General features: G+C 65.2%; 22 protein-coding genes and 1 tRNA gene. 10 read left to right on the plus strand and 13 right to left on the minus strand.

Going from position 1 to position 26,474, the window contains the following annotated elements; all coding sequences use genetic code 11:
- The coding region (gene aceE, locus J2T23_RS19375; RefSeq protein WP_307362736.1) for a pyruvate dehydrogenase (acetyl-transferring), homodimeric type at positions 1 to 1,772 on the minus strand (1,772 nt) is incomplete at its 3' end.
- 309 nt (positions 1,773 to 2,081) lie between these two features.
- On the opposite strand from aceE, the gene J2T23_RS19380 reads away from it, so the two are divergent.
- Genes J2T23_RS19380 through J2T23_RS19390 form a run of 3 tightly spaced genes read left to right on the plus strand, consistent with a single transcriptional unit; the run spans position 2,082 to position 5,192 of the window.
- Positions 2,082 to 3,650 (plus strand): NCS1 family nucleobase:cation symporter-1, encoded by a 1,569-nt coding sequence (locus J2T23_RS19380; protein ID WP_307362739.1) that lies wholly within the window; start codon positions 2,082 to 2,084, stop codon positions 3,648 to 3,650.
- Positions 3,651 to 3,672: 22 nt separating this feature from the next.
- Positions 3,673 to 4,416: an aspartate/glutamate racemase family protein gene (locus tag J2T23_RS19385; RefSeq protein WP_141182462.1), complete on the plus strand. Its 744-nt coding sequence runs from the start codon at positions 3,673 to 3,675 to the stop codon at positions 4,414 to 4,416.
- 14 nt (positions 4,417 to 4,430) lie between these two features.
- A complete protein-coding gene (locus tag J2T23_RS19390; protein WP_307362742.1) occupies positions 4,431 to 5,192 on the plus strand; it encodes an SDR family oxidoreductase in 762 nt (253 codons plus the stop codon).
- 18 nt (positions 5,193 to 5,210) lie between these two features.
- Here J2T23_RS19390 and J2T23_RS19395 read toward each other — a convergent pair whose 3' ends face one another.
- Genes J2T23_RS19395 through J2T23_RS19405 form a run of 3 tightly spaced genes read right to left on the minus strand, consistent with a single transcriptional unit; the run spans position 5,211 to position 8,256 of the window.
- Positions 5,211 to 5,588: a sterol carrier family protein gene (locus J2T23_RS19395; RefSeq protein WP_307362745.1), complete on the minus strand. Its 378-nt coding sequence runs from the start codon at positions 5,586 to 5,588 to the stop codon at positions 5,211 to 5,213.
- Between the two features lie 40 nt (positions 5,589 to 5,628).
- Complete coding sequence (locus J2T23_RS19400) at positions 5,629 to 6,645, minus strand: asparaginase (protein WP_141159353.1); 1,017 nt, start codon at positions 6,643 to 6,645, stop codon at positions 5,629 to 5,631.
- Positions 6,646 to 6,669: 24 nt separating this feature from the next.
- Positions 6,670 to 8,256: a molybdopterin-dependent oxidoreductase gene (locus J2T23_RS19405; RefSeq protein ID WP_307362749.1), complete on the minus strand. Its 1,587-nt coding sequence runs from the start codon at positions 8,254 to 8,256 to the stop codon at positions 6,670 to 6,672.
- A gap of 99 nt (positions 8,257 to 8,355) precedes the next feature.
- Between J2T23_RS19405 and purD the strand changes: the two genes are divergently transcribed.
- Entirely contained in the window at positions 8,356 to 9,672 is a 1,317-nt protein-coding gene (purD, locus tag J2T23_RS19410; protein WP_141183459.1) for a phosphoribosylamine--glycine ligase, read from the plus strand.
- A gap of 1 nt (position 9,673) precedes the next feature.
- A complete protein-coding gene (locus J2T23_RS19415; protein ID WP_141182457.1) occupies positions 9,674 to 10,612 on the plus strand; it encodes a phosphoribosylaminoimidazolesuccinocarboxamide synthase in 939 nt (312 codons plus the stop codon).
- A gap of 53 nt (positions 10,613 to 10,665) precedes the next feature.
- Here the strand turns inward: J2T23_RS19415 and J2T23_RS19420 are convergent, their stop codons facing one another.
- Positions 10,666 to 11,931 (minus strand): helix-turn-helix domain-containing protein, encoded by a 1,266-nt coding sequence (locus tag J2T23_RS19420; RefSeq protein ID WP_307362754.1) that lies wholly within the window; start codon positions 11,929 to 11,931, stop codon positions 10,666 to 10,668.
- Positions 11,932 to 12,059: 128 nt separating this feature from the next.
- On the opposite strand from J2T23_RS19420, the gene J2T23_RS19425 reads away from it, so the two are divergent.
- Positions 12,060 to 12,290, plus strand: a complete 231-nt coding sequence (locus tag J2T23_RS19425; RefSeq protein ID WP_141159357.1) for a hypothetical protein — start codon at positions 12,060 to 12,062, stop codon at positions 12,288 to 12,290.
- Between the two features lie 140 nt (positions 12,291 to 12,430).
- Here the strand turns inward: J2T23_RS19425 and J2T23_RS19430 are convergent.
- From J2T23_RS19430 to J2T23_RS19450, 5 genes are all read right to left on the minus strand, one after another.
- Positions 12,431 to 12,507, minus strand: a tRNA-Pro gene (locus J2T23_RS19430).
- Between the two features lie 83 nt (positions 12,508 to 12,590).
- Complete coding sequence (locus J2T23_RS19435; RefSeq protein WP_141182456.1) at positions 12,591 to 14,417, minus strand: ABC transporter ATP-binding protein; 1,827 nt, start codon at positions 14,415 to 14,417, stop codon at positions 12,591 to 12,593.
- Positions 14,414 to 16,222, minus strand: coding sequence for an ABC transporter ATP-binding protein (locus J2T23_RS19440; RefSeq protein ID WP_307362758.1), 1,809 nt, complete (start codon positions 16,220 to 16,222; stop codon positions 14,414 to 14,416). The genes J2T23_RS19435 and J2T23_RS19440 overlap by 4 nt, the downstream gene beginning before the upstream one ends.
- A 195-nt stretch (positions 16,223 to 16,417) precedes the next feature.
- On the minus strand, positions 16,418 to 17,362 hold the full coding sequence (locus J2T23_RS19445) for a metallophosphoesterase (protein ID WP_307362761.1): 945 nt from the start codon (positions 17,360 to 17,362) through the stop codon (positions 16,418 to 16,420).
- 6 nt (positions 17,363 to 17,368) lie between these two features.
- A complete protein-coding gene (locus tag J2T23_RS19450) occupies positions 17,369 to 19,711 on the minus strand; it encodes a transglycosylase domain-containing protein (protein ID WP_307362764.1) in 2,343 nt (780 codons plus the stop codon).
- A gap of 37 nt (positions 19,712 to 19,748) precedes the next feature.
- Here J2T23_RS19450 and sp36 point away from each other — a divergent pair, with 37 nt between their 5' ends.
- Genes sp36 through J2T23_RS19465 form a run of 3 tightly spaced genes read left to right on the plus strand, consistent with a single transcriptional unit; the run spans position 19,749 to position 21,366 of the window.
- Positions 19,749 to 19,904 (plus strand): Sp36 family protein, encoded by a 156-nt coding sequence (gene sp36, locus J2T23_RS19455; RefSeq protein WP_009359196.1) that lies wholly within the window; start codon positions 19,749 to 19,751, stop codon positions 19,902 to 19,904.
- Position 19,905: 1 nt separating this feature from the next.
- Positions 19,906 to 20,439, plus strand: coding sequence for a RidA family protein (locus J2T23_RS19460; protein ID WP_141182452.1), 534 nt, complete (start codon positions 19,906 to 19,908; stop codon positions 20,437 to 20,439).
- 15 nt (positions 20,440 to 20,454) lie between these two features.
- Positions 20,455 to 21,366 carry an NUDIX hydrolase gene (locus tag J2T23_RS19465; protein WP_307362767.1) on the plus strand — a complete coding sequence of 304 codons (912 nt, stop codon included), beginning with the start codon at positions 20,455 to 20,457 and terminating at the stop codon, positions 21,364 to 21,366.
- Between the two features lie 84 nt (positions 21,367 to 21,450).
- On the opposite strand, the gene J2T23_RS19470 is transcribed toward J2T23_RS19465, so the two are convergent.
- Positions 21,451 to 22,128, minus strand: coding sequence for a Crp/Fnr family transcriptional regulator (locus J2T23_RS19470; RefSeq protein WP_011775987.1), 678 nt, complete (start codon positions 22,126 to 22,128; stop codon positions 21,451 to 21,453).
- Between the two features lie 196 nt (positions 22,129 to 22,324).
- On the opposite strand from J2T23_RS19470, the gene J2T23_RS19475 reads away from it, so the two are divergent.
- A complete protein-coding gene (locus J2T23_RS19475; RefSeq protein WP_141159368.1) occupies positions 22,325 to 23,509 on the plus strand; it encodes a MarP family serine protease in 1,185 nt (394 codons plus the stop codon).
- A gap of 10 nt (positions 23,510 to 23,519) precedes the next feature.
- On the opposite strand, the gene aroQ is transcribed toward J2T23_RS19475, so the two are convergent.
- Both aroQ and J2T23_RS19485 read right to left on the minus strand, forming a co-directional pair.
- Positions 23,520 to 23,984 carry a type II 3-dehydroquinate dehydratase gene (gene aroQ, locus J2T23_RS19480; protein ID WP_307362772.1) on the minus strand — a complete coding sequence of 155 codons (465 nt, stop codon included), beginning with the start codon at positions 23,982 to 23,984 and terminating at the stop codon, positions 23,520 to 23,522.
- Positions 23,985 to 24,061: 77 nt separating this feature from the next.
- Positions 24,062 to 26,254, minus strand: coding sequence for an alpha-galactosidase (locus tag J2T23_RS19485; RefSeq protein WP_307362776.1), 2,193 nt, complete (start codon positions 26,252 to 26,254; stop codon positions 24,062 to 24,064).
- Between the last annotated feature and the right edge of the window lie 220 nt (positions 26,255 to 26,474).

Raw genomic sequence — 26,474 nt, forward strand, 5'->3', positions numbered from 1 at the left:
CCGGCTTCGTTGATGCCGGGGTGGATCAGCTGCCCGGCGGGGGATTCCTTGTAGGCCAGGACCAGGTCCCGGTCCACCGACAGGTAGTTCTGCCCGGCCGGGCTGTAGATCTTCGCGGTGGGGAAGAACGCATCCATGCCAAACGTGCGTGACTCATCCGGCACGATGGGCACAATCCGGTTCCCGAACTTCTTGTCGCGGAGCAGATCCTTGAGCAGGCGCACGAAAGACATGGTGGTTGCGGCCATCTGCTTGCCCGAGCCACGCTTGGCCACCTCGTAGGACTTGGCCTCCGGAAGATCAACAGACCCGTGTCCGCCGCGGCGCTCGGGAACAAAGCCGCCCAATGCGCTCCGCCGTTCAAGGAGATAGGCGATCTCGGGTGCATCGAAGCCCGGGTGGTAGTAGGGAGGCCGGTACGGGTCGGCGTCGAGTTGTTCATCCGAAATGGGAATGCGCAGGTAATCCCTGAAGTCCTTAAGATCCGCCACCGTGAGCTTCTTCATCTGGTGTGTCGCGTTGCGGCCCTCGAAGTGCGGTCCGAGGCCGTAGCCCTTGACGGTGTGGGCGAGGATGACGGTGGGTTTGCCCTTGAATTCGGTGGCGGCTTTGTAGGCGGCGTAGACCTTGCGGTAGTCGTGGCCGCCGCGTTTGAGGTTCCAGATCTGGTCGTCGGTGAGGTCCGCGACTAGGTCCTTGGTCTGCGGGGTCTTGCCGAAGAAGTGTTCGCGGACGAACCCGCCGGACTCGGCCTTGTAGGTCTGGTAGTCCCCGTCGACGGTTTCGTTCATGATCTTCACGAGCGAGCCGTCGGTGTCGCGGGTGAGCAGGTCGTCCCATTCCCGGCCCCAGACGACCTTGATCACGTTCCAGCCCGCGCCGCGGAAGAACGCTTCGAGTTCCTGCATGATCTTGCCGTTGCCGCGGACCGGGCCGTCCAGGCGCTGGAGGTTGCAGTTGATCACGAAGTTAAGGTTGTCCAGGTTCTCGTTCGCTGCGAGCTGGAGCAGGCCGCGGGACTCGGGCTCGTCCATTTCACCGTCGCCCAGGAACGCCCAGACCTGCTGGTCCGAGGTGTCCTTCAGGCCCCGGTTGTGCAGGTAGCGGTTGTTCTGGGCCTGGTAGATCGCGTTCATCGGCCCGATGCCCATGGACACGGTGGGGAATTCCCAGAACTGCGGCATCAGGCGCGGGTGCGGGTAGGAGGAGAGGGCGTGGCCCTCGCGGGACTTTTCCTGCCGGAATCCGTCCAGGTCCTCCTCGGAGAGGCGGCCTTCCATGAACGCCCGGGCGTACATGCCGGGGGAGGCGTGGCCCTGGAAGAAGACCTGGTCCCCGCCGCCGGGGTGGTCCTTGCCGCGGAAGAAGTGGTTGAACCCGACCTCGTACAGGGTCGCGGCCCCGGCGTAGGTGGAGATGTGCCCGCCGACCCCGATATCGGGCCGCTGCGCTCGGTGCACCATGACCGCGGCGTTCCACCGCATGTACGCCCGGTAGCGGCGCTCGAACTCCTCGTTGCCCGGGAACGCCGCTTCCTGGTCCACCGGGATGGTGTTCACGTAATCGGTGGTGGTCACCATCGGCACCCCCACGCTCTGCGCGCCCGCGCGCTGCAGCAGGCTCCGCATGATGTATTGGGCACGCTCGGTGCCCTGTTCCCTGATCAACGCGTCCAGGGACTCAACCCACTCGGCAGTCTCTTCCGGATCACGATCAGGCAGCTGGTTAGTCAACCCGCTGAGGATATGGGAGGTATCTTCTCCTGCAGCCACGGCAGCCTCTTTTCGTCTTTGAATGCATTAGGCGCTGTTTTCGTATTGTGAGAAAACATTATTGCTAGACGAGATTAGTGGGACGCTGTCGATCGGTCAACGTGCTGGGTGCCACGAAGGCGGTGATTGCCGGGCGCGATCCTGAATGAACGCATTATGACCGCGCAGGGACCGGTCGGCACTTGACCGGCAGTGACCCACGTCATACGCTTATTTCACTATTCAATATCTCTTTTCCGTATTGTGGAATAAAAGCAACGACGCAGGTCGGCCTCACCACGCGGGATACTCCAAAGAATTGAGACTCCTATGCAAACCCCTCCCACGGCGGGCGTTGATGCGGAGCAGGGCGTGACAGTGCAGTCAGCCTCTGCAGCACATCCCGACGACAGCGTTGAAGCTCTGTGCGAGTCAGCCAGCGCCGCCTCGGGCACGGCCATCAGCCCTTCCTTGTACAACTCCGATCTTGCCCCCACTAAACGCGCCGGCCGCAGCTGGACCAGCTACAGCATCTTCACCCTTTGGGCGAATGACGTGCACAGCTTGGGCAATTACGCCTTTGCCATTGGACTGTTCGCCTTGGGGCTGGGTGGGTGGCAGATCCTCATGGCGCTCGGCATCGGGGCGGCGCTGCTGTTCGGACTCCTGACGCTTTCCGGATTCATGGGCGTCAAAACCGGTGTTCCCTTTCCGGTCATGAGCCGCATCAGCTTTGGTATCAGGGGAGCGCAGATTGCCAGCCTCCTCCGCGGCGCGGTGGCTGTGGCCTGGTTCGGCATCCAGACGTACCTCGCCTCCGTGGTGTTCCGCGTCATGCTCGTAGCCATGTTGCCTGCGTTGGCAGACTTGGACAAAGACTCCATCCTGGGCCTGTCCACGCTGGGCTGGATGGCATTCGTGACCCTTTGGGTGGTCCAGTTGGTGATCGTCAGCTTCGGGATGGAAATGATCCGCAAGTACGAGGCCTTCGCCGGCCCCGTCATCCTTGCCACCATGGCCGCGATGGCCGTCTGGATCTTTGTGGAAGCAGGAGGAAACATTGCCTGGTCCTCGGACAAGGCCTTGGAAGGCCCGGAAATGTGGCTCACTATATTCGCCGGCGGCGCCCTGTGGGTGTCCATCTACGGCACCTTCGTCCTGAACTTCTGCGACTTCACCCGCTCCGCGGTATCGAAGAAGGCTGTAGTGCGCGGCAATTTTTGGGGCATCCCCATCAACATGCTGCTCTTCGGAGCCATTGTGGTGGTCATGGCCGGTGGCCAGTTCAAGATCAACGGCACCATCATCAAGAGCCCGTCGGACATCGTCCAGACCATCCCCAACACGCTGTTCCTGGTTCTGGCCTGCCTTGCCCTGCTGATCCTCACCATCGCAGTGAACCTGATGGCCAACTTCGTGGCCCCCGTGTACGCGCTGACCAACCTGTTTCCCAAGCGGCTCAACTTCCGCAAGGCTGCGATGGTCTCCGCAACGATCGGCCTTCTCATCCTGCCTTGGAACCTCTACAACAACCCGCTGGTCATTGTGTACTTCCTTGGCGGCCTCGGTGCGCTGCTCGGCCCGCTGTTCGGCGTCGTCATGGCTGACTACTGGCTGATCCGGCGTGGCTTGGTCAACGTGCCGGAACTTTATACGGCGTCCCCGGACGGGGCGTACTTCTACAAGAAGGGCGTCAACCCCAGGGCGATCATCGCCATGGTTCCCGCTGCCGTCCTGGCCCTCCTCATTGCCTTCGTTCCGGGGCTGGCCGCCGCGGCGTCCTTCGCCTGGTTCTTTGCCGCCGGTATCGCCGCGGCGCTCTACTTCTTCATCGCCGACCGCAACCAACGACTCGTGGACCACGACGGCGAGGCCATCGCCGTCGCCAACGCCCACTGAGCCGCAGGACAAAGGACTTCCCATGCGCATACTCGTCGCAAACGTCAACACCACCCAGTCGATGACCGACTCGATTGCGGCCTCTGCACGCAGCGTGGCCGCAGCCGGGACGGAAATCGTCGGCCTCACCCCGAGGTTTGGCGCGGACTCGTGCGAAGGAAACTTCGAAAGCTACCTGGCTGCCGTCGCCGTCATGGATGCAGTCACTTCCTACCCGGAGCCGTTCGACGCCGTTGTCCAGGCCGGTTACGGCGAACACGGCCGCGAAGGGCTGCAGGAGCTGCTGGACGTGCCGGTGGTGGACATCACGGAGGCCGCCGCCAGTACGGCCATGTTCCTGGGCCACAAATACTCCGTGGTCACCACCCTGGACCGCGCGGTTCCCCTCATCGAAGACCGGCTGAAGCTGGCCGGGCTGGACGCCAGGTGCGCGTCAGTCCGGGCCAGCGGCATGGCCGTGCTGGAGCTTGAGGAGGAGCCGGACCGCGCCGTGGAAGCCATCGTCAACCAGGCCATGCTGGCGGTCACACAGGACAAGGCCGAGGTCATTGTCCTGGGCTGCGGCGGCATGGCCGGGCTCGATGAACAGATCAGGCAGCGGGCCGGTGTTCCCGTGGTGGATGGAGTGGCTGCCGCGGTGACCATCGCTGAATCCCTGGTCCGGATGCGCCTGTCCACCTCCAAGGTGCGGACCTTCGCTGCGCCAAGGCCCAAGACCGTCATAGGCTGGCCACTGAACACGCCGGCCGTGCCGGCACAGCCCTGAGCCAGGAGAAAACCTTGAGCACCCCTCAGCAGGTCAGAAGAGTAGCCGTGGTCACCGGGGCCGGGTCAGGCATCGGCCGGGAGGTCGCTCGGCAGATGCTGGCGGACGGCTACCGGGTGGCACTCGCCGGCCGCCGGGAGGCGCAGCTGAAGGAAACCGCTGGCGGCAGTCCGGACTCGCTCGTGGTGCCCTGCGACGTCACCCGGCCCGGCGACGTCGAACGGCTTTTCGAGACGGCCCGGCAACAGTGGGGACGGATAGACGTGCTGTTCAACAACGCCGGCGTCTTTGGTCCGGCGGCCGGCGTGGACGAAATCAGCCTGGAAGACTGGAACGCCACCCTGGCCGTTAACCTCACCGGATCCATGCTGTGTGCCGCCGCAGCCGTACGGGCCATGAAGGCGCAGGAACCGCAGGGCGGCCGGATCATCAACAACGGCTCCATCTCCGCGCATTCGCCCCGTCCACGGACCGTGGCCTACACCGTCACCAAGCACGCCATGACCGGGCTGACCAAGAGCATCGAACTGGACGGGCGCGGCTACGGCATCACGTGCGGCCAGATCGACATCGGCAACACGGCCACGGAGATCATGGACACCATCGGCGTCGGCTCAGGGGCGCTGCAGGCGGATGGCAGCCGTAGGATCGAGCCGATGTTCCCGGTGGCGGACGCGGCCCGCGCGGTGCTGATGATGGCCAATATGCCGGACTCGGCCAGCGTGGGCTCGGTGGTGGTTACGGCCGCGGGCATGCCGTTCATCGGCAGGGGGTGACCGTCCGGAAAGCGTGACCTAGAAGGGCAGCAGGGCCGACAGGTCCGCACGCAGGCCGGATGCCGCAACCCGGCCGGCCGTGACTGCTTCCGCCCACGCCAGCTGCCCGGTGACCATCTCAAGCCAGGTGGCGGCGTCGCACTCAATGACATTCGGCGGGGTCCCGCGTGTGTGCCGCGGCCCCTCCACGCACTGGGTGACGCCGAACGGCGGCACCCGCACTTCAACCGAATTCCCCGGGGCCCGCGCCGTCAGCTCCTCCAGCGAATACCGCACGGCAGTGGCCAGGACGCTCCGCGGAGCGGGAGTATCCGACGGCGGTTGCGCGGCTTCGCGCCACGCCTTCAGCGCTGCTTTGCCTTCCTGGACGTCAATACGACGGCGGGCTACGGCCATGCTTTCAGTCTTCCTTTTGCGTCGGCAGGGAAACAGGGAGTCAGTCGAGGAGCGCGGACACTGCTGGACCCAACCGGATCTTGCCCACCGGATGGCCGCCGCCAAGCACGGGTTCCACGACCTTCTCCAGGGCGCTGGCGACCCCCGGGATCTCGACTGCCCCGGCGGCAGCGAGCAGGGTCAGGGCCACCAGGGAAGTCGCCCGGATGTTCCCGTCCAGGATCTTAACGGCCACGGAAACCCCCTGGGGCGTGGCCATGGCAAGGACTCCCTCGGCCCCGATTTTGGCGATGATTTCAAGCTCATCCATCACCAGGGTGTTGGCTTCACCGCGGCCTTGGACGGCCCAGGGGTAATCGAGCATCGACGTTGCAATGGTGGCTGCCCGGGCGCTGAAGCGTTGGTCGCCCGGGGCTTTGGCCAGCTGCGAGTATGCCCGGGCAAGGCCTTTGAGGGAAACAGCAGCCACCGGAGCCCCGCAGCCGTCAATCCCCAGATGGGCAATCTTCTCGTCGGTGTATTCCTCGATCACGCTCCGGACCCGCTGCTGCAGGGGGTGGTTCGGCTCCAGGTAGCTGTTGGTGTCCCAGCCGTTTTCCTTGCAGGCCCAAAGGAAAGCGGCGTGCTTCCCGGAACAGTTGAACGCCAGCCGCGACTTCCCCTTCTCAGAGCGGACCAGCCAGTTCCTGGCGGTTTCGTCCTGCGGCCAGGCCTCCGGGCACTGCAGTTGGTCCTCACGGACCCCTGCAGCCTTGAGCATGCCCGCCACCACGTCCATGTGGTCCAGGGATCCGGTGTGGCTTCCGCAGGCGATGGCCACCTGGGCGCCGCGCAGCGGAACCCCTGACTGCATGGACGCCAAGGCCTGGAAAGGCTTCAACGTGGACCGGGCAAAGATGGGCGTGTTGATGTCGCCAAGCTCCGTAACCACCGAACCGTCGGCAGACAGGAGGACGGCGGAACCGATGTGCCGCGACTCCACAAAGCCGCTGCGTTCGATCACGGCCAGTTCGACGGCGGAGTCCACGGTAAAGGTTGCGTGCGGATTGTGGGGCATACCGCCAGTCTAGGGGCCAGCCGCCTACTGGACAGTGACCATCACCGACTGCCAGCCCGAGGCGCCGTCCGGAACCGGGTCCGCGCGCTGGTCAGTCTGGACCTGCCCGGTGCCGTCGGTGGCGCGCACCTTGATGTAGTGCGGGCCGGGGGCGGCGTCCCATTCGTAGGACCACTGGCGCCAGGTTACGGTGGACGCTTCGGCGGACAGGGTGGCTTCCGCCCAGGCACCGTTGTCGATCTGGACCTCCACTTTGGCGATGCCCCGCGTCTGCGCCCAGGCGGTCCCACCCACGGCCACCTTTCCGGCAGCTACTTTCGCGAAGGACCTGGGCACGTCCACGCGCGCCATCGTTTTGATGGGGCCACGTTCGGACCAGCCACGGTTGGTCCAGTACGCCTTGTTGTCGGCGAACCGGGTGACTTCAAGGTCCACCACCCACTTGGTGGCCGAAACAAACCCGTAAAGCCCTGGAACCACCATCCGCACCGGGTAGCCGTGCTCCAGCGGCAGCGGTTCGCCATTCATGCCGATGGCCAGCATGGCGTCCCTGCCATCCTGGAGGACCTCCAGGGGAGTGGAGGCACTGAAGCCGTCAATGGACTTTGACAGGACCATGTCTGCGCCATCCTTGGGCTTGGCCCGGGCCAGGACATCGCGGATGGGGAGGCCCAACCATTTGGCGTTGCCGGCGAGGTTGCCGCCTACGGGGTTGGACACGCAGGTGAGGGTCACGTGGGATTCGATAAGCTGCGCGTCGAGCAGGTCCTGGAAGGAGAGCGTGACTTCCTGCTCCACGAGGCCGTGAACACGGAGCTGCCAGTCATCAATGTTGATTTCCGGGATGCTCAGGGCAGTATCGATGCGGTAGAAGTCGTTGTTGGGTGTCAGCCACGGGGTCACGCCCGGTACAGGGGACTGTACCCCGGCCGGTACGGGCGATGCCGCCTTTGCCGGCGTGGGCAGCGTGAGTGCTTCGCGCGCCCTGGTGACGTTGCTGCGGGCGGCACCCAGGAGGCGGCCGCCAGTGGCGGCGATGCCGGCAGCTAGCGCCGTAACCCCGGCAGCAGCAAAGAAGCGCCGGCGGTTGGTGCCCGCACCCTGGTGCCGGGCGTCGTCGTCGTCCGCCTGGTCAGCCGGTGCTTCAGGCCACCTCTTCAGCCCCCACAGCTGAACCATAAGCCGGCGCAGGACCACCAGGCCGGCAACCGTTCCCAGCACGGATGGGATGGCGTCTGCCGGGCCCACACCCGCGCGGGTCACCACACTGGCCACGATCACGGCCCCCATGAACAGCACCCCGAGGACGCCCAGCATCCATTTCCGGTAGGCCACCACTCCCAGGATGCACGCCAGCACCGCAATGGTCAGGCCCATGCCCACAAAGAGGGCGGCCTTGTCGTTGGTGCCAAACGTGGCGATCGCAAAGTCCTTCATCCACGGCGGGGTGAAATCAATGAAGGTCGAGCCCAGGGCAAACAGCGGCGTTGCCCGGGCGGTAAAGAACGCTCCTATCAGCTCCGCAACGGCAAGCACGACGGCGGCCGCCACCACGCCTGCCAGCGCGGCCATGGGGGCGGGGCCCGTTATCCGGTTTCGAAGCTTTGTCATGTTTATTATTCGGAGCGGCCGGGCGCGCGGATTGACCGGGCGGGCAGGCCAGGACACAGCTTAGGAGCCGAAAGGGTGCACAAAGTACCCTTGGAGACTGTGAAGGTACTCGTCATAGGCCCCGGAGGCCGCGAACACGCCATTGTCCGCTCCCTGCTTGCCGACCCCAACGTGTCCGAAGTCCATGCGGCGCCCGGCAATGCCGGCATCAGCAAGCTGGTCCCCACATACAACATCAACGGCAACGACCCGGATGCGGTTGCGGAACTGGCCACACGGCTCGCCGTGGACCTGGTGGTGGTGGGCCCCGAGGCGCCGCTGGCCGCCGGTGTGTCCGACGCTGTCCGGGAGGCCGGCATCCCGGTCTTCGGACCCAGCAAGGCCGCAGCCCAGCTGGAGGCTTCCAAGGCGTTCGCCAAGGAAGTCATGGCCGAGGCCGGCGTGCCCACTGCCATGGCCCTGGTGGCCACCAACGCAGAGGAAGCGGCATCCGCCCTGGACACCTTTGGCGCCCCCTACGTGGTCAAGGACGATGGACTGGCCGCCGGCAAAGGCGTTGTGGTTACCCGTGACCGCGACGAAGCCCTGGCCCACGCCCAGTCCTGCTTTGACGCCGGCGGCTCCGTGGTCATCGAGGAGTTCCTGGACGGCCCCGAGGTATCCCTTTTTGTCCTCTGCGACGGCCAGAACACCGTGGCGCTCTCGCCCGCCCAGGACTTCAAGCGCATCTTTGACAACGACGAAGGGCCCAACACCGGTGGCATGGGTGCCTACACGCCACTTGAGTGGGCGCCTGAAGGGCTGGTGCAGGAAGTCCTGGACCGCGTAGCCCAGCCCACCGTAAACGAGATGGCCCGCCGCGGCACGCCCTTCGTCGGTGTGCTCTTCGTTGGCCTGGCCCTGACCTCGCGGGGCACCCGGGTCATCGAATTCAACGTCCGCTTCGGCGATCCGGAGACGCAGGCCGTCCTTGCCCGGCTCAAGACGCCCCTGGGTGCGCTGCTCATGGCAGCCGCCAAAGGCGAACTGGACACGGCGGAAGAGCTGCGATGGGCAAAGGAAACCGCCGTCGCCGTCGTCATTGCCTCCGAGAACTATCCGGACAAGCCCCGCACGGGCGACCGAATCCGCGGGCTTAAGAAGGTGGAAGCCCTGGACGGTGTGCACGTCATCCACGCCGGAACCGCCCTGGACGTGGACGGCAAGGTGGTTTCCGCCGGAGGCCGGGTCCTGGCGGTCGTCGCCCTGGGCAGCGACCTGGTGGAGGCGCGCGAACGCGCATATGACGGCGTGGAGCTGGTTCAGCTGGAAGGTTCCCAGTTCCGCAGCGACATTGCCCGCAAAGCCGCCCGCGGCGAAATCAAGGTGCCCTACGGGGCCACGGGATCAATGCCCATCGTGAAAGCAAAGGCCTGACATGACTGAAACTCCGGAGAACCGCGGCTACGCCACCGACACCCTGGACCTGCCCGGCTGGACGCACGTCTATTCAGGCAAGGTCCGCGACCTCTACGAGCCTGCCGACGAAGCCGTCCTCCAGCGCTTTGGGCAGGACTGCGTCCTGGTGGTGGCGAGCGACCGCATCAGCGCCTACGACCATGTGCTGTCCAGTGAAATCCCGGACAAGGGACGCATCCTCACGCAGCTGAGCCTCTGGTGGTTCGACCAGCTGGGTGTTGAGCACCACGTGCTGGGCTACACCGCCGAGGACGGAGTGCCTGCCGAGGTTGAGGGCCGGGCCATGATCTGCAAGAAACTGGACATGTTCCCTGTGGAATGCATCGCACGCGGTTACCTCACCGGCTCCGGGCTGGTGGAGTACAAGGCCTCCGGCACGGTCTGCAACATCCCGCTGCCTGAAGGGCTGGTGGACGGGTCGCGGCTGGAACACGCCATCTTTACGCCGTCGGCCAAGGCCTTGATCGGCGAGCACGACGAGAACATCACCTACGACGCCGTGGTGGCCCTGGTAGGGGACGATATCGCCGGACGCCTCAGCGAACTGACGCTGAAGATCTACACGACGGCGGAAAAGATTGCCCGGGAGCGCGGCATCATCCTGGCCGACACCAAGGTGGAGTTCGGGTACGACGCCGTCTCCGGGTCCATCACCCTGGGCGACGAGGTACTTACCCCGGATTCCTCGCGCTTTTGGGATGCGGCCACCTACAAGCCGGGCCAGGCGCAGCCGTCCTACGACAAGCAGTACGTCCGGGACTGGCTGACGTCCCCCGAGTCCGGATGGGACAAGTCCTCCGACACCCCGCCGCCGGCACTGCCGGCAGATGTGGTTGAGCGTACCCGCAGCCGGTACGTCGAGGCGTACGAGAAAATTACCGGCAAGACCTTTTCCTAAAATTTAACCAAAAGCCGGGCAGCCCATGTGAATGGGTTTGCCCGGCTTTTTGGTCAGCTGGCCTTGGAAGCCGAAGCCGCCCGTTTCTGTGCCAGGTTGATTTCGAGGATTGCATCCAATGCCTGCTGGACCCGGTCCTGCGCGCCGGCTGCGGCGAACGCCTTTCGTGATTCCTCCAAGTGCACCAGAGCCTCTTCGGTTTCCCCCGAAGCCTTCAGCGACTTGCCAAGCAGAAGTGAAACTTCACCGGCGGTGTGCTTGCCCAGGGCGTCGCGTTCAGCATGGATCTCACGGAGCTTTTCGACGGCGGCCACGATGTCCCCGGTCAGGTAGAGCCAGCGCGCGCGAATGAAGGCGACTTCGAGTTCGTCGCTCTTGGTCCCCCCGACAATCGAGAATGCCAGCTCCGCACGTTCAATGGCTGCCAGTGTTTCCGGCTCCACAATTCCAGAGGATAGACGGACGGCTGCGGAAGCCTTGTTGAACCGAGCCCAAAGCTCAATATCGTTAGCGGGGGAGAGCAGTCGTGCTGCCCGCTCGTGGTGCTTGACGCCTTCGGTGTAATCGTGCCGCATGAACGCCACATTGCCAACAACCCAGGCGACTTCGCCAGCGAGCTGGGACATGGAGTGCTCATCCACCTGCTCCAGCAGGGCCTGGCAATACTTCCAGGCTTCATCCAGCCGCCCGCTTTCGGCGAGGGCCCCAATGAGAATCCGGTGCGCGCCAATGAGGACCGTGGACCCCCTGGGAAGGTTGACCGATAGCTTTACGGCCTCAAGCGCATGGTCCACGGCGAGTGCCAGTTGGCCCTGGCCATGGCAAACAGCGGCCAGCATCTGCAGGGCGCGAACGCCCAGGCCAACCGACTCTCTCGCCATGGGGTGTTCCAGAAGGCGTTCGATAATCTTCTGGCACTCCGGCAGGTCGCCCTGCTTCATGAGGCATTCGGCCTGCATGTAGGTCATATTCCACCAGGCGCTGGTGTTTTTACCGTCAAGCGCTATTTGTGCGGCGGTGGCTGCGTGGCTTGCCGCCAACGGATAATCCCGCAGATCCCAGGCTTGGCGGGCATAAAGCCCAGCCAGAACGTATTCGGCGTCACTCACGGAAATGGGTTGGCTCCAAGCCTCCAGTGCCTTGGGTGCCAACTCCAGCCGCCGAGCCAATTCCTCAATTACTTCAGCTGTCGGTTCACGCCGACCGGTCTCGAGCAAAGAGATGTAGCTGGGTGAATACAGGTCCTTGCCCAGCTCGGCCTGTGTCAGTCCACGCTCAAGGCGCTCCGCCCGGAGCTTTTCTCCGAATCCGTTGCCCACGCGTTTCCTCCTTCTGGACAGCTGGGACTGTGAATGCTTGACAGCCCCTGTGGAAAATATTTTACAATGTGTGTCAACAAGGACAGTGCTGGCTTTGTAACGAATCCGACTCGTATTGAGGAACTTATATGTTGAAGAAGATTGCAACCGCGGCCGCCTTGGCTGGGGCCCTGGCTTTTTCCGCGGCGGCTCCGGCCGTTCTGTCTGCAGGTTCCATCGCCGATAACTCGGGTACGTCGGTAGCTATTGGCAACTGGCCTGACCCCGCCTCCACCAAGGCGAAGAAGGACAAGAAGACCACTACTACCACGGACACCTCCATCGTCACCTACATTGGCAACTGGCCTGACCCGGCGTAAATAGCTTCCTCATAACAGGAGGCGAGGGCAGCCCCGGAGCAACAGCTCTGGGGCTGTTCCTTTTAAGCCGGCGGGCAACTGGCGTAACCACATCGAGATGCAAAAAAGAGGGCCTCCGTTTGGAGACCCTCTTTCCGTTATGGTCGGGATGACAGGATTTGAACCTGCGACCTCTTCGTCCCGAACGAAGCGCGCTACCAAGCTGCGCTACATCCCGATCCGCTGCAAAAGCAACTTTACAAGGATAGCCGATTCCGGGTCCCGATGCGAAATCCTGAGGTCGGCCCCCTGCCGGCAGCCTCAGACCAGCGAATCCTTCCACGCGCCGTGGAGGTCAGCGAACCGTCCGCCGCCGCCAATGAGTTCGTCGGGAGTGCCGTCTTCCACGATCCGTCCGTCGTGAACTACCAACACCCGGTCCGCCGTCTCCACTGTGGACAGGCGGTGGGCGATGATCAGCGCTGTCCTCCGTGCTGCCTCCGTCCCGGCCAGCAGCCGGGCCAGCCCTGCCTGCACCAGGCGTTCGGACGGGATGTCCAGCGAAGAGGTGGCCTCATCCAAAATCAGCACCGCAGGCCGAGCCAGGAAGGCCCTGGCAAAGCTGATCAGCTGGCGCTGGCCGGACGAGACCCTGCCGCCGCGCTTGTTGACGTCCGTGTCGTAGCCCTCGGGGAGTTCCAGGATGAACTCGTGCGCCCCCACAGCCTTGGCGGCCTCTTCGATTTCGGCCCGGGACGCTTCCGGACGGCCCAGGGCGATGTTGTCGGCAACGGAGCCACTGAACAGGAAGGCTTCCTGGGTGACCATGACGATGTTGCGGCGGAGGTCGGTGGTGGCCAGGTCGCGGAGATCCACACCGTCCAGGGTGAGTGTTCCGGAGGTGACGTCGTAGAACCGGGCGATGAGCTTGGCCAGGGTGGATTTTCCGGCGCCCGTCTGGCCTACCAGCGCCACGGTCTGTCCGGCCGGGATGTGGAGGTCCAGCGCGGGAACCACTATGGGGCCGTCACCGTAGCGGAACTCGACACCGCTAAAGTCGATCCGCCCCGTGGCCGCAGGCAGGGCAACAGGGTTCTTGGGCGGCCGGACCGTGGGCACCTCTTCGAGGAGCCCGGAAACCTTCTCCAGGGCGGCCTGCGCGCTCTGGAACGAGTTATAGAACATGGCCATCTGGTCCACGGGCTGGAAGAACCGCTTGGTGGACAGAATGAGGGCCAGGAGCACGCCGACTGCGAGGTCGCCGCCCAGCACCCGGAATCCGCCGAAGAGCAGGACCACGGCGACGCAGACGTTGCCGATCAGCACCAGGCCCGGCTGGAAGATGCCGTTGAGATTGATGGAGCGGACAGTGACCAGGCGGTAGTCCTCAGCCAGCTTGCCGTAGCGCTCGGAGTTCTCCCGTTCCTTGCGGAAGGCCTTGACGGCGCGGATGCCGGTCATGGTTTCCACGAAATGCACGATCAGCCGGGCGGAGACCACGCGTGATTCGCGGAAGGCGATCTGCGAGTGTTTCTGGTACCAGCGGGCCAGGAAGAACATGGGTACGCCGGCGGCCAGCACCAGCAGCCCGCTCCGCCAGTCCAGCGCAAAGATGGTGGCGGCGGTGAAAGCCATGAACAGCATGCCTGAGGCCAGGGAGCTGACGCCCGAATCGAGGAGTTCGCGCAGCGCCTCCAGGTCCGAGGTCTGCCGCGCAATGATGCGGCCGGACGTGTACTTCTCGTGGAACTCGAGGCTAAGCCGCTGGGTGTGCCGGAAAACCCGGACGCGGAGATCCAGCAGCATGGCCTGGCTGAGCCGCGCCGTGGAGGTGACGTACAGGGCGGTGAGTCCCGCCGTCGCAATTGCTGCCAGCAGGTAGGCGACGCCGGTGAACACCAGCGGGAGGTTGTCGCCGGCTTGGAGTGCGGGGAGGGCGTGGTCGATGCCGAAGGCGATCAGGGCCGGGCCCGCCACGCGCGCAGCCTGGGAGAGCACCACCATGGCAATAGTGAGCCAGAACCGTACCCGCACCGGACGGATCAGCGACCCCAGCAGGGCCAGCGACCGGCGTCGTACCGCGCGGCTCTCCGCCTTGCTGAGGTGGGCGTTGTCCTCGTTGGCTGTGCCAAAAGCTGCGGCGCTCATCGGGTCACTTCCTCGGCCTGGTCTTCAAGTGCCGACAGTTCGGAGTCCAGGTCCCGCGGCTCCCGGTCCAGGCTGGCGATGACGTAGCGGTAGTGCTGGTTGCGGGCCAGCAGCTCGGTGTGGGTTCCGACGGCGGCGATCCGCCCGTTTTCGAGCAGTGCTACCCGGTCAGCGAGGGCCACGGTGGATGGCCGGTGGGCGACGATAAGGGTGGTGGTGTCCTTGAGGACCTCCCGGAGCCGTGCCTCCACCAATTCCTCGGTGTGGACGTCCAGGGCGGACAGGGGATCATCCAGGACCAGGACACGCGGACGGGCGGCGATGGCGCGCGCCAGGGCAATGCGCTGCCGCTGCCCTCCCGACAGGCTCAGGCCTTCCTCGCCGATCAGCGTGTCCACACCCTGGGGCAGGGAGTAGGCGAAATGGGCCTGGGCAACGTCGAGGGCTTCATCGAGTACCTCATCGGAGCGGACCGGGGCGCCGAGCAGCACGTTGTCCCGCACCGAATTCGAAAAGAGCGTGGTGTCCTCGAAAGCCACCCCTACCATGCTGCGCAGTTCCTCCACGTCGAAGTCCCTGATGTCGATGCCGTCAATGCTGATGGCGCCGCTCGTGACGTCATACAGGCGGGGAACCAGCTGGATCAGCGCGCTCTTGCCGCTGCCAGTGATGCCCACCAGGGCCATCGTCTCGCCGGGCCGGACATCGAAGTTGATGTCCTTGAGGATCGGCTTGTCCGGGGCGTCTTCGAAAGCGAAGGTTGCGTTGGTGAAACGGAGCGCCCCGGCGGGCTGCCCTGGGCGCCGTGGTTCCGCCGGGCTGGTGATGGTGTTGCGGGTGTCCATCACCTCGTAATGGCGGTCGACGGCGGTCTTGGCAGTGAGTGCCATGGCCAGCAGCATGCCGGAGAATTCCACGGGCGAGGCGATGACCGCGGCCGTGGCGAAGAAGGCAACCAGCGAGCCGATGCTGAGCTGGCCGCTGGCGCACAACATCACGCCGACCACCAGTCCGGCACCGAGGGCCAGTTCGGGGAGCAGGGTGACCACCATGGTGAAGGTCGCCTGGTGGCGCGCTTTCGCGATCTCCGTCTGGCGAAGCTCCTCCGCCTGCTCGTTGAAGTTTTCCAGGGCTTCGCGGCTGCGTCCGAACGCCTTGAGCACTCGGATGCCGTGGACGGATTCCTCTACGGTGGTGGCGAGGTCGCCGGCCTGGTCCTGGCTGCGCCGGGCAACCTTGCTGAACCGGGTACGGAACCGGAAGCTGTTGATGGTGATGGGGACGGCGGCGGCGAGGAAGATCAGGGCCAGCTGCCAACTCATGGCAAACATGGCAACGATGCCGATCACCACGGTAAGGGTGGTGACCACCAGCATGATGGCGCCGAACGCCATCCACCGCCGGAGGAAGTTCAGGTCCGTCATGGCCCGGGACAGCAGCTGTCCGGAGCCCCAGCGGTCGTGGAAGGAAACTGTCAGTTCCTGCAGGTGGTCGTAGAGTGAAACCCGCATCCGGGTTTCCACCGTGGTTGCGGGGTTGATGACGAACTGCCTGCGGAGGGCCACCAGTCCTGCTTCGGCGATGCCCAGCACCAGGATGACCCCTGCAGAGGTCCAGACCGCCTCTGTGGTACCCCCTGGCTGAAGGGCGGTATTGACCAGGACGCGCAGTACTTGGGGGATGGTCAACGCCACGATGCTGGCCAGCAGGGCACAGAGAAGCCCCAGCACAAGCCTGGGAAGGATGGGCCGGACATGCGGATAAAGACGGCTGATGGATCGGAAAAAGGGAGTCTGCTTGGCCATGCCCGCTTCTCAAGCTCTAAAACGAATGTAGTTTCCTCTAGCAACAACCCTATGCCATTGGCGTGAGGCGGTTCACAGGGATTTGCCGGGCCGGCCGGCTGCTTGCCCAGTTATTGCAGACCGTAATGCGGGATGCCTTACCAGGTATGGTCCCCAAAACCGCATCTTAGGGACCATATCTGATAGGGCAACGGGTCAGTTGCGGGAGGTCAGGGTCAGCAGGACGGCCTCCGGCTTGCAGGCGATCCTTACCGGGGCGAAGCGCGAGGTGCCGATGCCGCCGGAGACGTTGACCGGCGTCGTCCTTCCGTTGCTTGACCAGTCGTTGAGGCCCTTGGCGCGCCACGTGGGAATGTCGCAGTTGGCGATGATGGCCCCGTAACCGGGGATGCACAGCTGGCCGCCATGGGTGTGGCCGGCGAGCAGGAGGTCTGCGCCGCTTTCCGTGAAGTGGTCCAGGACGCGCTGGTACGGCGCGTGGATGACGGCGATCCGGAGGTGGTCATAGGAATCCTGGTTGACCGTTCCCCGGGGCCATCCGGCGTACCGTTCCCGGTTCAGGTGCGGATCATCGACGCCGGAAAAATCGAAGCGCATACCGTGGAGGACCACTGACTGGTTGCGGTTGGTCAGGTCCACCCAGCCGTTCATCCCGAACCCGGAACGGAGGCGCGGCCAGTCCAGGGCGACCGGCTTGGGCTTTACCTTGGACGGACCCAGCAGGTAGGACGCAGGGTTCTTGGGGCTGGGGGCGAAGTAGTCATTGGAGCCCGGGACAAAGACTCCGGGGAACTGCAGCAGCGGCTTCAAAGCATCCAGCAGCGGGTCCACAGCCTTGACGTGGCTGAGGTTATCGCCCGTGTTCACCACCAGGTCCGGCTGGAGCTCCGCCAGCGACCCAAGCCACTCAGCTTTCTTCTTCTGCCCGGGGACGAAGTGGATATCGCTCAAGTGCAGAATCCGGAAAGGGTCCCTGCCGGGCGGGAGGATGGCCAGGGTTTCCTCACGGAGGACGAACTGGTTCTTTTCCCAGAGCCCATAACCGAAGGCGGCCATCCCGGCCGCGGTTCCGGCTCCTGCAGTGACGGCAAAGCCGCGCCCGATGGAACGGGCGCGGCTTGCCAGGTTATCCATGTCCATGTGCGGTCAGCCGTTTCCCTTGCCGTTGCCGTTGTTGGTGGGGGCGGGGGCTGGGGCAGGAGCCTGGGTGGCGGGGGCCTGCGGTGCTGGAGCCTGGGTAGCCTGCGGGGCGGGAACGGGCGCCTGGGTGGCTTGGGGAGTGGTCCGGCCAGGCGTCGTGTTCGCCGTAGGGCCGCTGACCATGTTGCTCGGAGGCGCAGGGAACGGGTTGGTTCCGTAGGCCGGAGCGATCTTGGACATGTAGTTGGAGAACATGGGGCCGGCGATCATGTAGCCGTCAATGCCTTGATAGAACTTTCCGTTGACGGTGATGTTCTGGCCGGCACGGCCCTGGTTCCCCAAGGGGTCACCGAACCAGGCCGCGGTAGCCAGGCCCGTAGTGTGGCCAACAACCCAGGTGGAGCCGTTGTTGTTGGACGTACCGGTCTTGGCGCCGATGGGAAAGCTCGTCTTGGTGGAAATCCGGGGCTGAATCAGCGAGCCCGAGCCCCTGTTCAGGACCTCCTGGAGCGCGTAGTTCACGCCGCGGGCGACCTCTGGCTTGATCGCGTCCCGGCAGTTGCTGGACTGGGCCGGGAGCTGCTTGCCGGTGGCATCGGTGACTGAGGTGATGGCGATGGGTTCGCAGTACTTTCCGTCATTCGCGAAGGTGGCAAAGGCGCTGGCCATCGTAAGGGGTGACGTCTGGGTGGACCCCAGCAGGTTGCCCAGGGTCATCATGTTCACCTTGGGGTTCGGCTCGCTGCCATCCGCCGACGGCAGGCCGCTGTGCAGCCCAACGGCATCCGCAATCTGTTGGATTCCACAGAAGTCCAGCTGGGCGGCGGAGGCGAAGGTCACGGTGTTAATGGAGTTGTAGAGGCCCTCCAGGACCGTGAGCGGCTTGTACCACTGTGGCTCAGCATTCTGCAGGTCATCCGCGGCATCCAGTTTCGCGTTCTTCTGGGCGGTGCTGTAAGCGCCCTGCACCTTGCCGCAGGTGTTCTTCCACGGGTAGCCGATGGGGTAGACGCGCTGGGCAGCGTTGACCACGGTGTTCATGGTCTTGCCCTCATTGAGCCACTCGGCAAAGGTGAACGGTTTCATGGTTGAGCCGGGCTGGAAGCCGCCGATGCCGTTGAGGTCGTTCCCGTCCTTGTCCAGCTGGTCAACGTTGAAGTTCAACTGCGAGTTGAAGCCGCTTGGGCCAGCAAGGAACGAAGTGTTCTGGGCCATGGAGACGATCTTGCCCGTGCCCGGTTGCACCGACACCATGGACGCGCCCCACTTGTCGGGGTTGGCGCCTGCAGCCGCATCGGCCTGTTCCTGGGCCGTGGCCTGGGCCTTGGGGTCGAGGGTGGTTGTAATCGTGAGGCCGCCGCCGTAGAGGACATGCTGGCGTTCTTCTTTGTCCGCGCCGTAGGCGGGGTTGTTTTCCAGCAGATGCAGGACGTAGTCGCAGAAGTACGGGGCAGAAGCGGCGTAGGCGCAGCCCTGCTTGGGCTGGGTCACCTTGGGTTCCACCGGCGTGGCCACCGCGGCCTCGTATTCCTCCGCGGTGATCTTTTTCTGGTCCTTCATCAGTCCCAGCACCAGGTCCCGGCGCTGCTTCGACTTTTCCGGATTGGTGATGGGATCAAAGGCGGAGGGGCTGTTCACCAGGCCGGCGAGCAGGGCTGCCTGCGGCAGGGTGAGGTCCTTGGCAGTAGTGCTGAAGAAGTAACGGGATGCCGCTTCGATGCCGTATGCGTCGCGGTTGAAGAACACGATGTTCAGGTAGCCCTCAAGGATCTGGTCCTTGGTGAATTCTTTCTCCAGGGCGATGGAGAGCTTCATTTCGCGGAGTTTGTCGCCAACGCCCTTGTTGACGCCGTTGAGCTTGATCTGGTCCTCTTCGCCGGCGGCTGCGAGGTTGGCGTTCAGGACGTTGTTGACGTACTGCTGCGTGATGGTGGACGCGCCCTGCTTGTTGCCGCGGGCTGTGGCGACCAGCGCGCGGAGGATGCCGGTGGTGTCCACACCGCCGTGCTCGTAGAACCTGCTGTCCTCCACCGCGATGATGGCGTTCTTCATGTTCGGTGAAATCTGGTCCAGCGGAACCTTGGTGCGGTTCTCCGTGTAGACGCTGGCGATCTCGCTGCCGTCCGCAGCCAGGATCCTGGTGGTCTGGCTCGGGGGATCAACCTTCAGTTCGGCGGGAAGGGAATCGAAGAAATTGATGGAACCGCTTGCCGCGCTGCCGGAGACGGCCGCGGCAGGGACCAACAGGCCCGCCACGAGGACACCGCAAATCGCGCTCACACCAAGGAAAAGAAGGATCTTACCCAGTGTGGTGGCAGTGTCGAATAAGGGGTTGTTGCGAGTCGCCATGTTTTCCACTTTACCGGCAAGGGCTACGCTTTCTCTCATGACCAAATGGGAGTACGCGACGATTCCGCTCATCATCCACGCTACAAAGCAGATCCTTGACCAGTGGGGAGAGGACGGCTGGGAGCTCGTCCAGGTAGTCCCCGGACCCGACGGTAACGGCCTTGTCGCCTACCTCAAGAGGGAGAAGCAGTAGCATGAGCACCCCCGCAGAAGCCCAGTCCAGCCCGGCGACGGCGCCGGTTTCCGCCGTCGAGCAGCGCCTCGCGGAACTTGGCCTTGCCCTCCCGGAGGTTGCCGCCCCGGTAGCCTCCTACGTTCCCGCTGTCGTCTCCGGCAGCCACGTCTACACCTCGGGCCAGCTGCCGTTTATTAACGGCAAACTCGAAGCCACGGGCAAGGTTTCGGCAGGAACGGAAGGGTTCGCCGACGAGCCCACGGTTTCCCCGGAGGACGCCCAACGCTACGCGGCAGTGTGCGCCGTCAACGCCCTTGCTGCCGTCAAGAGCGTCATCGGTGACCTTGACCGCATCACGCGGATCGTCAAAGTTGTGGGATTCGTCGCCTCGGATCCCTCCTTCACGGGCCAGCCCGCCGTCGTCAACGGCGCCTCGGAACTGCTGGGCCGCGTCCTTGGCGACGCCGGGCAGCACGCGCGGTCCGCCGTCGGCGTTGCCGTACTTCCACTCGACTCTCCCGTAGAGGTCGAGTTGATCGCCGAATTCAGCTAAGACCGGACACTTCCCTTGCCGCACCTCGCACGACGCCTTTTTGCACTGCCCCAGGATCTGGAAGGGGCAGCACAAAGCTGGCTCGAACACGGCGAGCGGACCCCCAGGGCCGCCCGCTACGCATCATCCGTAGTCCTCCTGCGCGATTCACCCACCGGTTTGGAGACGTGGCTGGGTTACCGGCCCGGCTCCTCGCCGCTGGGGGTCCTCGCGTTCCCCGGCGGGTCTCTTGACCCGTCCGACGACGAGCCCATGGGTTGGCTGGGCCCGTCGCCGCAGCATTGGGCTGAGCAAATGGGAACGGGCGACGTCGGGCTGGCGCGCCGCCATGTGGTGGGGGCCATCCGGGAACTCTTCGAGGAAACCGGCATCCTGCTGGCTGGTCCCGATATGTCCAATACGGTCGAAGCCACGTCAACGTCCGAATGGATGCGGGCCCGCGTGGCCGTCGCGGACCAGGAAAAGACGCTTGCCCAGGTCCTGGGCAAGCGCGGACTTTCCCTCCGCACCGACCTGCTGAAGTCCCTGGTCAACTGGCGCAGCCCCGACTTTGCGCACCGCCGGTTCGATACCCGGTACTTTGCGGCCACCCAGCCGCTTGGCCAGGAGCCGTCGCTGCTTGAGGGCAAAGGCGTGTGGGGCCGATGGGTCAACGCGGCGCAGGTGGTGCAGGAACGGAACACCAGCAATCTTGGGGACGAGGCAGGCCAGGAGAACACCGTGGGCCGCCCCTTGGGCGAACTGCTCGTGCCGGGCTCGGAAATCATGCTGGAAAAGATGGCGACGGCCAACGGCTGCATCGCTTATTTGAGCTACAAGCGGAAGCACCACGTATACCAGCCAACGCTGGTCGAAGAAGACGGCAGGCTCATGCTTGAAGTCGAGGCGGCCAAGACCGTGGCGGGGGATCACCAGCGCGAACGCTGACGCCGCCCGCTTGAGCTCGTGAGTGTGACGGCTCCGCCGCGGGAAACAAAAAGGCCGCCCTTCGGGGCGGCCTTTTGCTTGGTCCTAGCGGGAGCGCTGGCGGAGGCGCTGCATGTCCAGGATGACCACGGCGCGGGCCTCGAGCCGGAGCCAGCCGCGCTGGACGAACTCGGCCAAGGCCTTGTTGACGGTTTCGCGGGAAGCACCCACCAGCTGGGCCAGTTCTTCCTGCGTGAGCTCGTGCGCCACCAGGACGCCGTCGGTGGCCGGGCGGCCGAAGCGGTCGGCAAGGTCCAGCAGGGCCTTGGCCACGCGGCCCGGGACATCCGAGAAGACGAGGTCCGACAGGGAGTCGTTGGTGCGGCGCAGGCGGCGGGCAAGGGCCTGCAGCAGCTGGGCCGAAACCTCGGGGCGGGTGCGCAGCAATGCGTTCAGGCTCTCGTTCTTGAGCCCGGCGAGCCGGGTTTCGGACACCGCGGTGGCGGTGGCCGTGCGCGGGCTGGGGTCGAACAGGGCCATCTCGCCGAAGAGCTCACCCGGGCCGAGGATGGCCAGGAGGGACTCGCGGCCGTCCGGGGACGTGCGGCCGAGCTTCACCTTGCCGGAGACGATGAAGTACAGCTGGTCACCCTGGTCGCCTTCGCGGAACACTGATGCGCCGCGGGATAGGTCCACCTCGGTGAGCTCGTCCGTCAGCAGCCGGAATGCGTCGTCGTCGAGCGTGGCGAAAAGGGGTGCTCGGCGCAGTACCTCGATGTCCATGAAATCTCCTGAGTAAAAGTATCGGCTGTGGGCGCTTTTGCCATTGTTTCAGAATTTTCAAGGTTCTGTGACGAACTTGGCATGGGAAACACGGGCAGGCCGCCCGCAGCCGGCCTTCCGCAGACCGCGGCAGCCCACAGAAGATTGTCAGCGTCCGCCACTAGAATGGGGGTTCAACTGTAAATAAGGAGCCTTTGTGGTCGGCCTGACTGTCCTGGACATTGTCCTGATCCTGGCGCTGCTGTCATACCTGATCTACGGCCTCCGCAATGGGTTCCTGGTCACCGTCGGCGGCCTTGTGGGCTTTGCCGCCGGCGCCATCGCCGCGTTCTTTGCCGTCCCCCTGGTCAGCACTTTCGTTGAGGACTCCGGGTGGAGGCTCACCGCCATCATCGCTGCCGCCGTCGTCCTGATGGCGCTGGGGCACGGCCTGGGAACCATGGTGGGGCGCCAGCTTCGCGGAGTGGTGCGGATCCGGCCGCTGCGGGCGGTGGACCGGCTGGTGGGCGGGGCGCTGAACCTTGTGGTCTCCGCCCTGGTGATGTCAATGCTGGCGTTCAGCGTCAGTTCACTCGGCGTGCCCGTTGTGTCCCAGCAGTTGGCCGAATCCAAGGTAATCCGCTTCATCGACGGGTTGACGCCCACGCCGGTCAAGGCCACCATGGCGGAGCTGCGGTCCACGGTGATCGGCAATGGCATCCCCACCTTGCTGGAAGGGCTCGACCAGGGCCAGGCAGTCCAGGTGCCGAACACCAGCACGAACACGCCGGCGCTTAACAAGGCTGCCCAGTCCGTCCTGAGGATCGCCGGCACTGCCTATGAGTGCGGTCAGAACCAGACCGGCAGCGGGTTCGTCGTCTCAGAGGACCGCGTGGTCACCAACGCGCATGTGGTGGCTGGCGTGTCGCAGCCGGTGGTGGAAATGCCCGACGGCGGCGCGATGCCCGGCAGGGTGGTCTACTTCGACACGCGTCGCGACCTTGCGGTCCTGGCCGTGGACAACCTGCCCTCGCAGCCGCTGCAGTTGAGCCGCGACCTGCCCGGCGGAAGCCAGGCCGCGTTCGCCGGGTACCCGCACGGCGGCCCGTTCCAGTCCAAGCCGGCCACCGTCCAGGACATTGCCACCGTCCTGGTTCCCGACATCTACGGCAACAATCCCTCCCCGGAGGACATCTACCGCCTTGCCGGTGACGTCCAGCCGGGAAATTCGGGGGGCCCGCTGCTCACCACTGACGGCCAGGTGGCAGGGGTGGTCTTCGCCAAGGCAACCTCGGACGCCGAGGTAGGGTTCGCCATCACCATGGGTGACCTGGACCCGGTAGCCGAGCAGGCGCCGTCGCTGTCCTCGCCGGTTTCCTCGGGGCAATGCATCAAGAAGTAGCCTCTTCCGGCTACAGGACCTCCGCCAGGTAGTCGATGGCGAGCTTGTAGCCAAACACTCCCGCACCCACAATCACTGCCGCGCAGACCGGGGACAGGTAGGAGTGGTGCCGGAATTCCTCCCGCTGGTGCACGTTGGTGATGTGGACCTCGACGGCGGGAAGCTGCACGGCTGCCAGGGCGTCACGAAGTGCCACGGAGGTGTGCGTGAAGGCGCCCGCGTTCAGGACGATTCCCACGGCGGTGCCGCGTGCTGCGTGGATGGCGTCCAGCAGGACGCCTTCATGGTTGGACTGGACGCACTCCACGGCGAATCCGTGGTCCTTCCCGGTGGCCGCAGCCAGCTGTTCGACGTCGGCAAGGGTGGAGGTGCCGTACTTTTCCGGCTCCCGCGTACCCAGCAGGTTCAGGTTGGGGCCATTGATGACCAGGATGGTGCCGCGGCCGGCTTCGACAGTGGAGGAGGCTTCAGTCATGCCTGCAAATCTATCGGTTGGCGCAGCCCGCCGCGCATTCTTACGTCCGGATGCGCGGCGGGCGGGCCAATGGCTGTTTAGAGGGCCGTCGCCTTCAGCAGCAGTGCATGCTCGGGGTTCAGCACCGGCATCGGCAGCCCTACCTCCGCCAGGAAACGGCCGTTGGCAACGGCTCCGCCGGCAAGCCACGCCGGCGGTTGCGCCTGCGTGAAGGTGTGCGCGTAGTCGGCGTCCTCCTGGACGGGGGCGAGGACCTCAACCCGGTAATTCCGCTCCGGCGCCAGGCCGGGGAGGCCCATGCGTCCGGGCTGCTCCGCGGCAGAGGTGCGCGTGCCCACAACGGCGAACAGGGCCGCCGTCGTGCTGTCCGCGATGGACCCGTCCGCCACCACGCCGTGCAGCAGGAAGGCATCATCGGCGACGTCCGCGTGGACCCGGCGGCCGCTGTGGATCAGGTCCCGGTGTTCCTTGTACAGGCCCACGACGCGCCGAAGTTCGTCGCGCTCCTTGCCCTGGACGCTCCGGACGTCCCACTCCATGCCAAAGTGGCCGAACAGGGCGGTGATGGCCCGGAAGGACAGGTCGTGCGTGCGGGCGGTGGTGTGCGACGTGGTGGGACCGATGTGGCTGCCCACCAGCTCGGGCGGGACCACCGCGCCGGTCCAGCGCTGGATGGCCTGCCGTTCCAGCGCGTCGTTGCAGTCCGAGGCCCAGATCCGGTCCGTCCGCTCCAGGATGCCCAGGTCCACGCGCGCGCCGCCGGAGGAGCAGCTTTCAATCTCGACGCCGGGGTGTGCCTTGCGGAGCTCGTCGAACAACCGGTACGCGGCGAGGGTCTGCGCGTGGACGGAAGGTGCGCCGGCGTGGCCGTGTTCCACGAGGTCGCGGTTCTGGTCCCACTTCAGGTAGCTGATGTTGTTGCCGGACAGGAGCGCGTCGATCCGGTCGTAGATGTACTGCCATGCGTCGGGGTTCACCAGGTCGATGACGTGCTGGTTGCGCCATTCCAGGGGCAGCCGGCCGCCGTCCTTGTGTGCCTTTGCCGACGGGCCCACGATCCAGTCAGGGTGGGCACGGGCGATGTCCGAGTCAAGGTTGACCATCTCCGGTTCCACCCACAGCCCGAACTCCATGCCGCGGGAGGTGACAGCGTCGATGAGGGGGGCCAGGCCATCGGGCCACAGGGTTTCGTCCACGTACCAGTCGCCCAAACCTGCGTGGTCGTCCCGGCGGCCGCGGAACCATCCGTCGTCGAGCACGAAGCGCTCCACGCCGAGGTCGGCGGCCGATTCCGCCAGTTCGGTCAGGATGTCCAGGTTGTGGTTGAAGTAGACGGCCTCCCAGACGTTGAGGACGACGGGCCGCGGCTTGCCTGCGGGCAGGCCGGTGGACGCGGCGGGCAGGACGTGGTGGGGCCGGGAGCGGAACCAGCTGTAGAACGCCTCGGTAATGCCGTCCAGGCCGCGGTCGGAGTAGGCGGCGAACAACGCGGGGGTGGTGTAGTTGGCGCCAGGGTCCAGGATGACTTCGGCGGGGCCCAGCAGCTCGGAACCGCCGATCATGGTCCGGCCGTCGCCGATGGTGTCGGCGAACTGTTCATGGTTGCCACTCCAGGCCAGGTGGGTGGCCCACACCCTGCCGCGCCGGTTGCCGAAGCCCTTGGTGCCGGCGGCGAACAGCAGGGAGGAGTCGTGGCCGGTGCGGCCGTGCCGGCCGGTGCGAACCCATGTCCCCTGCTGGATGGGGCGGCGCTGGGGGTGCCGCTCGCGGCACCAGCGCCCGGTCAGGTCAAGGAGTTCGACGGCGTCCGGTGCCACGGGCAGGACGGTCGCCAGCTCGTCCACCTGGAAAGGCGTGGTTCCCTCATTGGTGATGGTGTGGCGCAGTTCCAGCAGGCCGCCCGCATGAAGCGCCAGGGACGTTGCGACGCTCAGGCCCGTGTCGCCGTCGGCCTGCACGATGGTGGCGCAGGATCCTTCGGTGCTGACGGAGGTGACGCGGAGGCGGGAGGAGAAGTCAAGGCCGGCGCCGCTGTCCGTGATCCTGTGGCCACGCAGGGCCGGGCGCCCGCGCCAGGCCGAGGAAGCCTGGGGGAGGAGGCCCGCGGGAACGCGGACGTCGATCGACGAGGGCGGCACCGCAGCCGTGAGGATGGCCAGGTCCGGCAGGTCTGCGCCCAGCTCGGTGCCCCAGTGGATGACTTCGGCCTCTCCGCTGTCGAAGCTGATCACCAGGCTGGTGCCGGCGGAACGGAGGTGCAAGGGATCCATAGGAAGTCTCTTTCAGTGTTCAGGGATTGCGTCGTCACGAACGCGCAAAAGGAAAATCACGGGAAGGGGAGGCCGGGTGCCGCCGCCGCGAGGAGGGGACGGCGGCACCCGGCCGGGGGGGGGGGGCCACAAAACCACCACCGAGCGGGGGGTTATGTTAGATGGGCGTGTGAGGGGAGGTGGCGGGCGGGTGGGGGGCCGCCAGTGGTTTTGAATAATG

Source organism: Pseudarthrobacter niigatensis (assembly GCF_030812615.1).
Lineage (GTDB): Bacteria > Actinomycetota > Actinomycetes > Actinomycetales > Micrococcaceae > Arthrobacter > Arthrobacter niigatensis.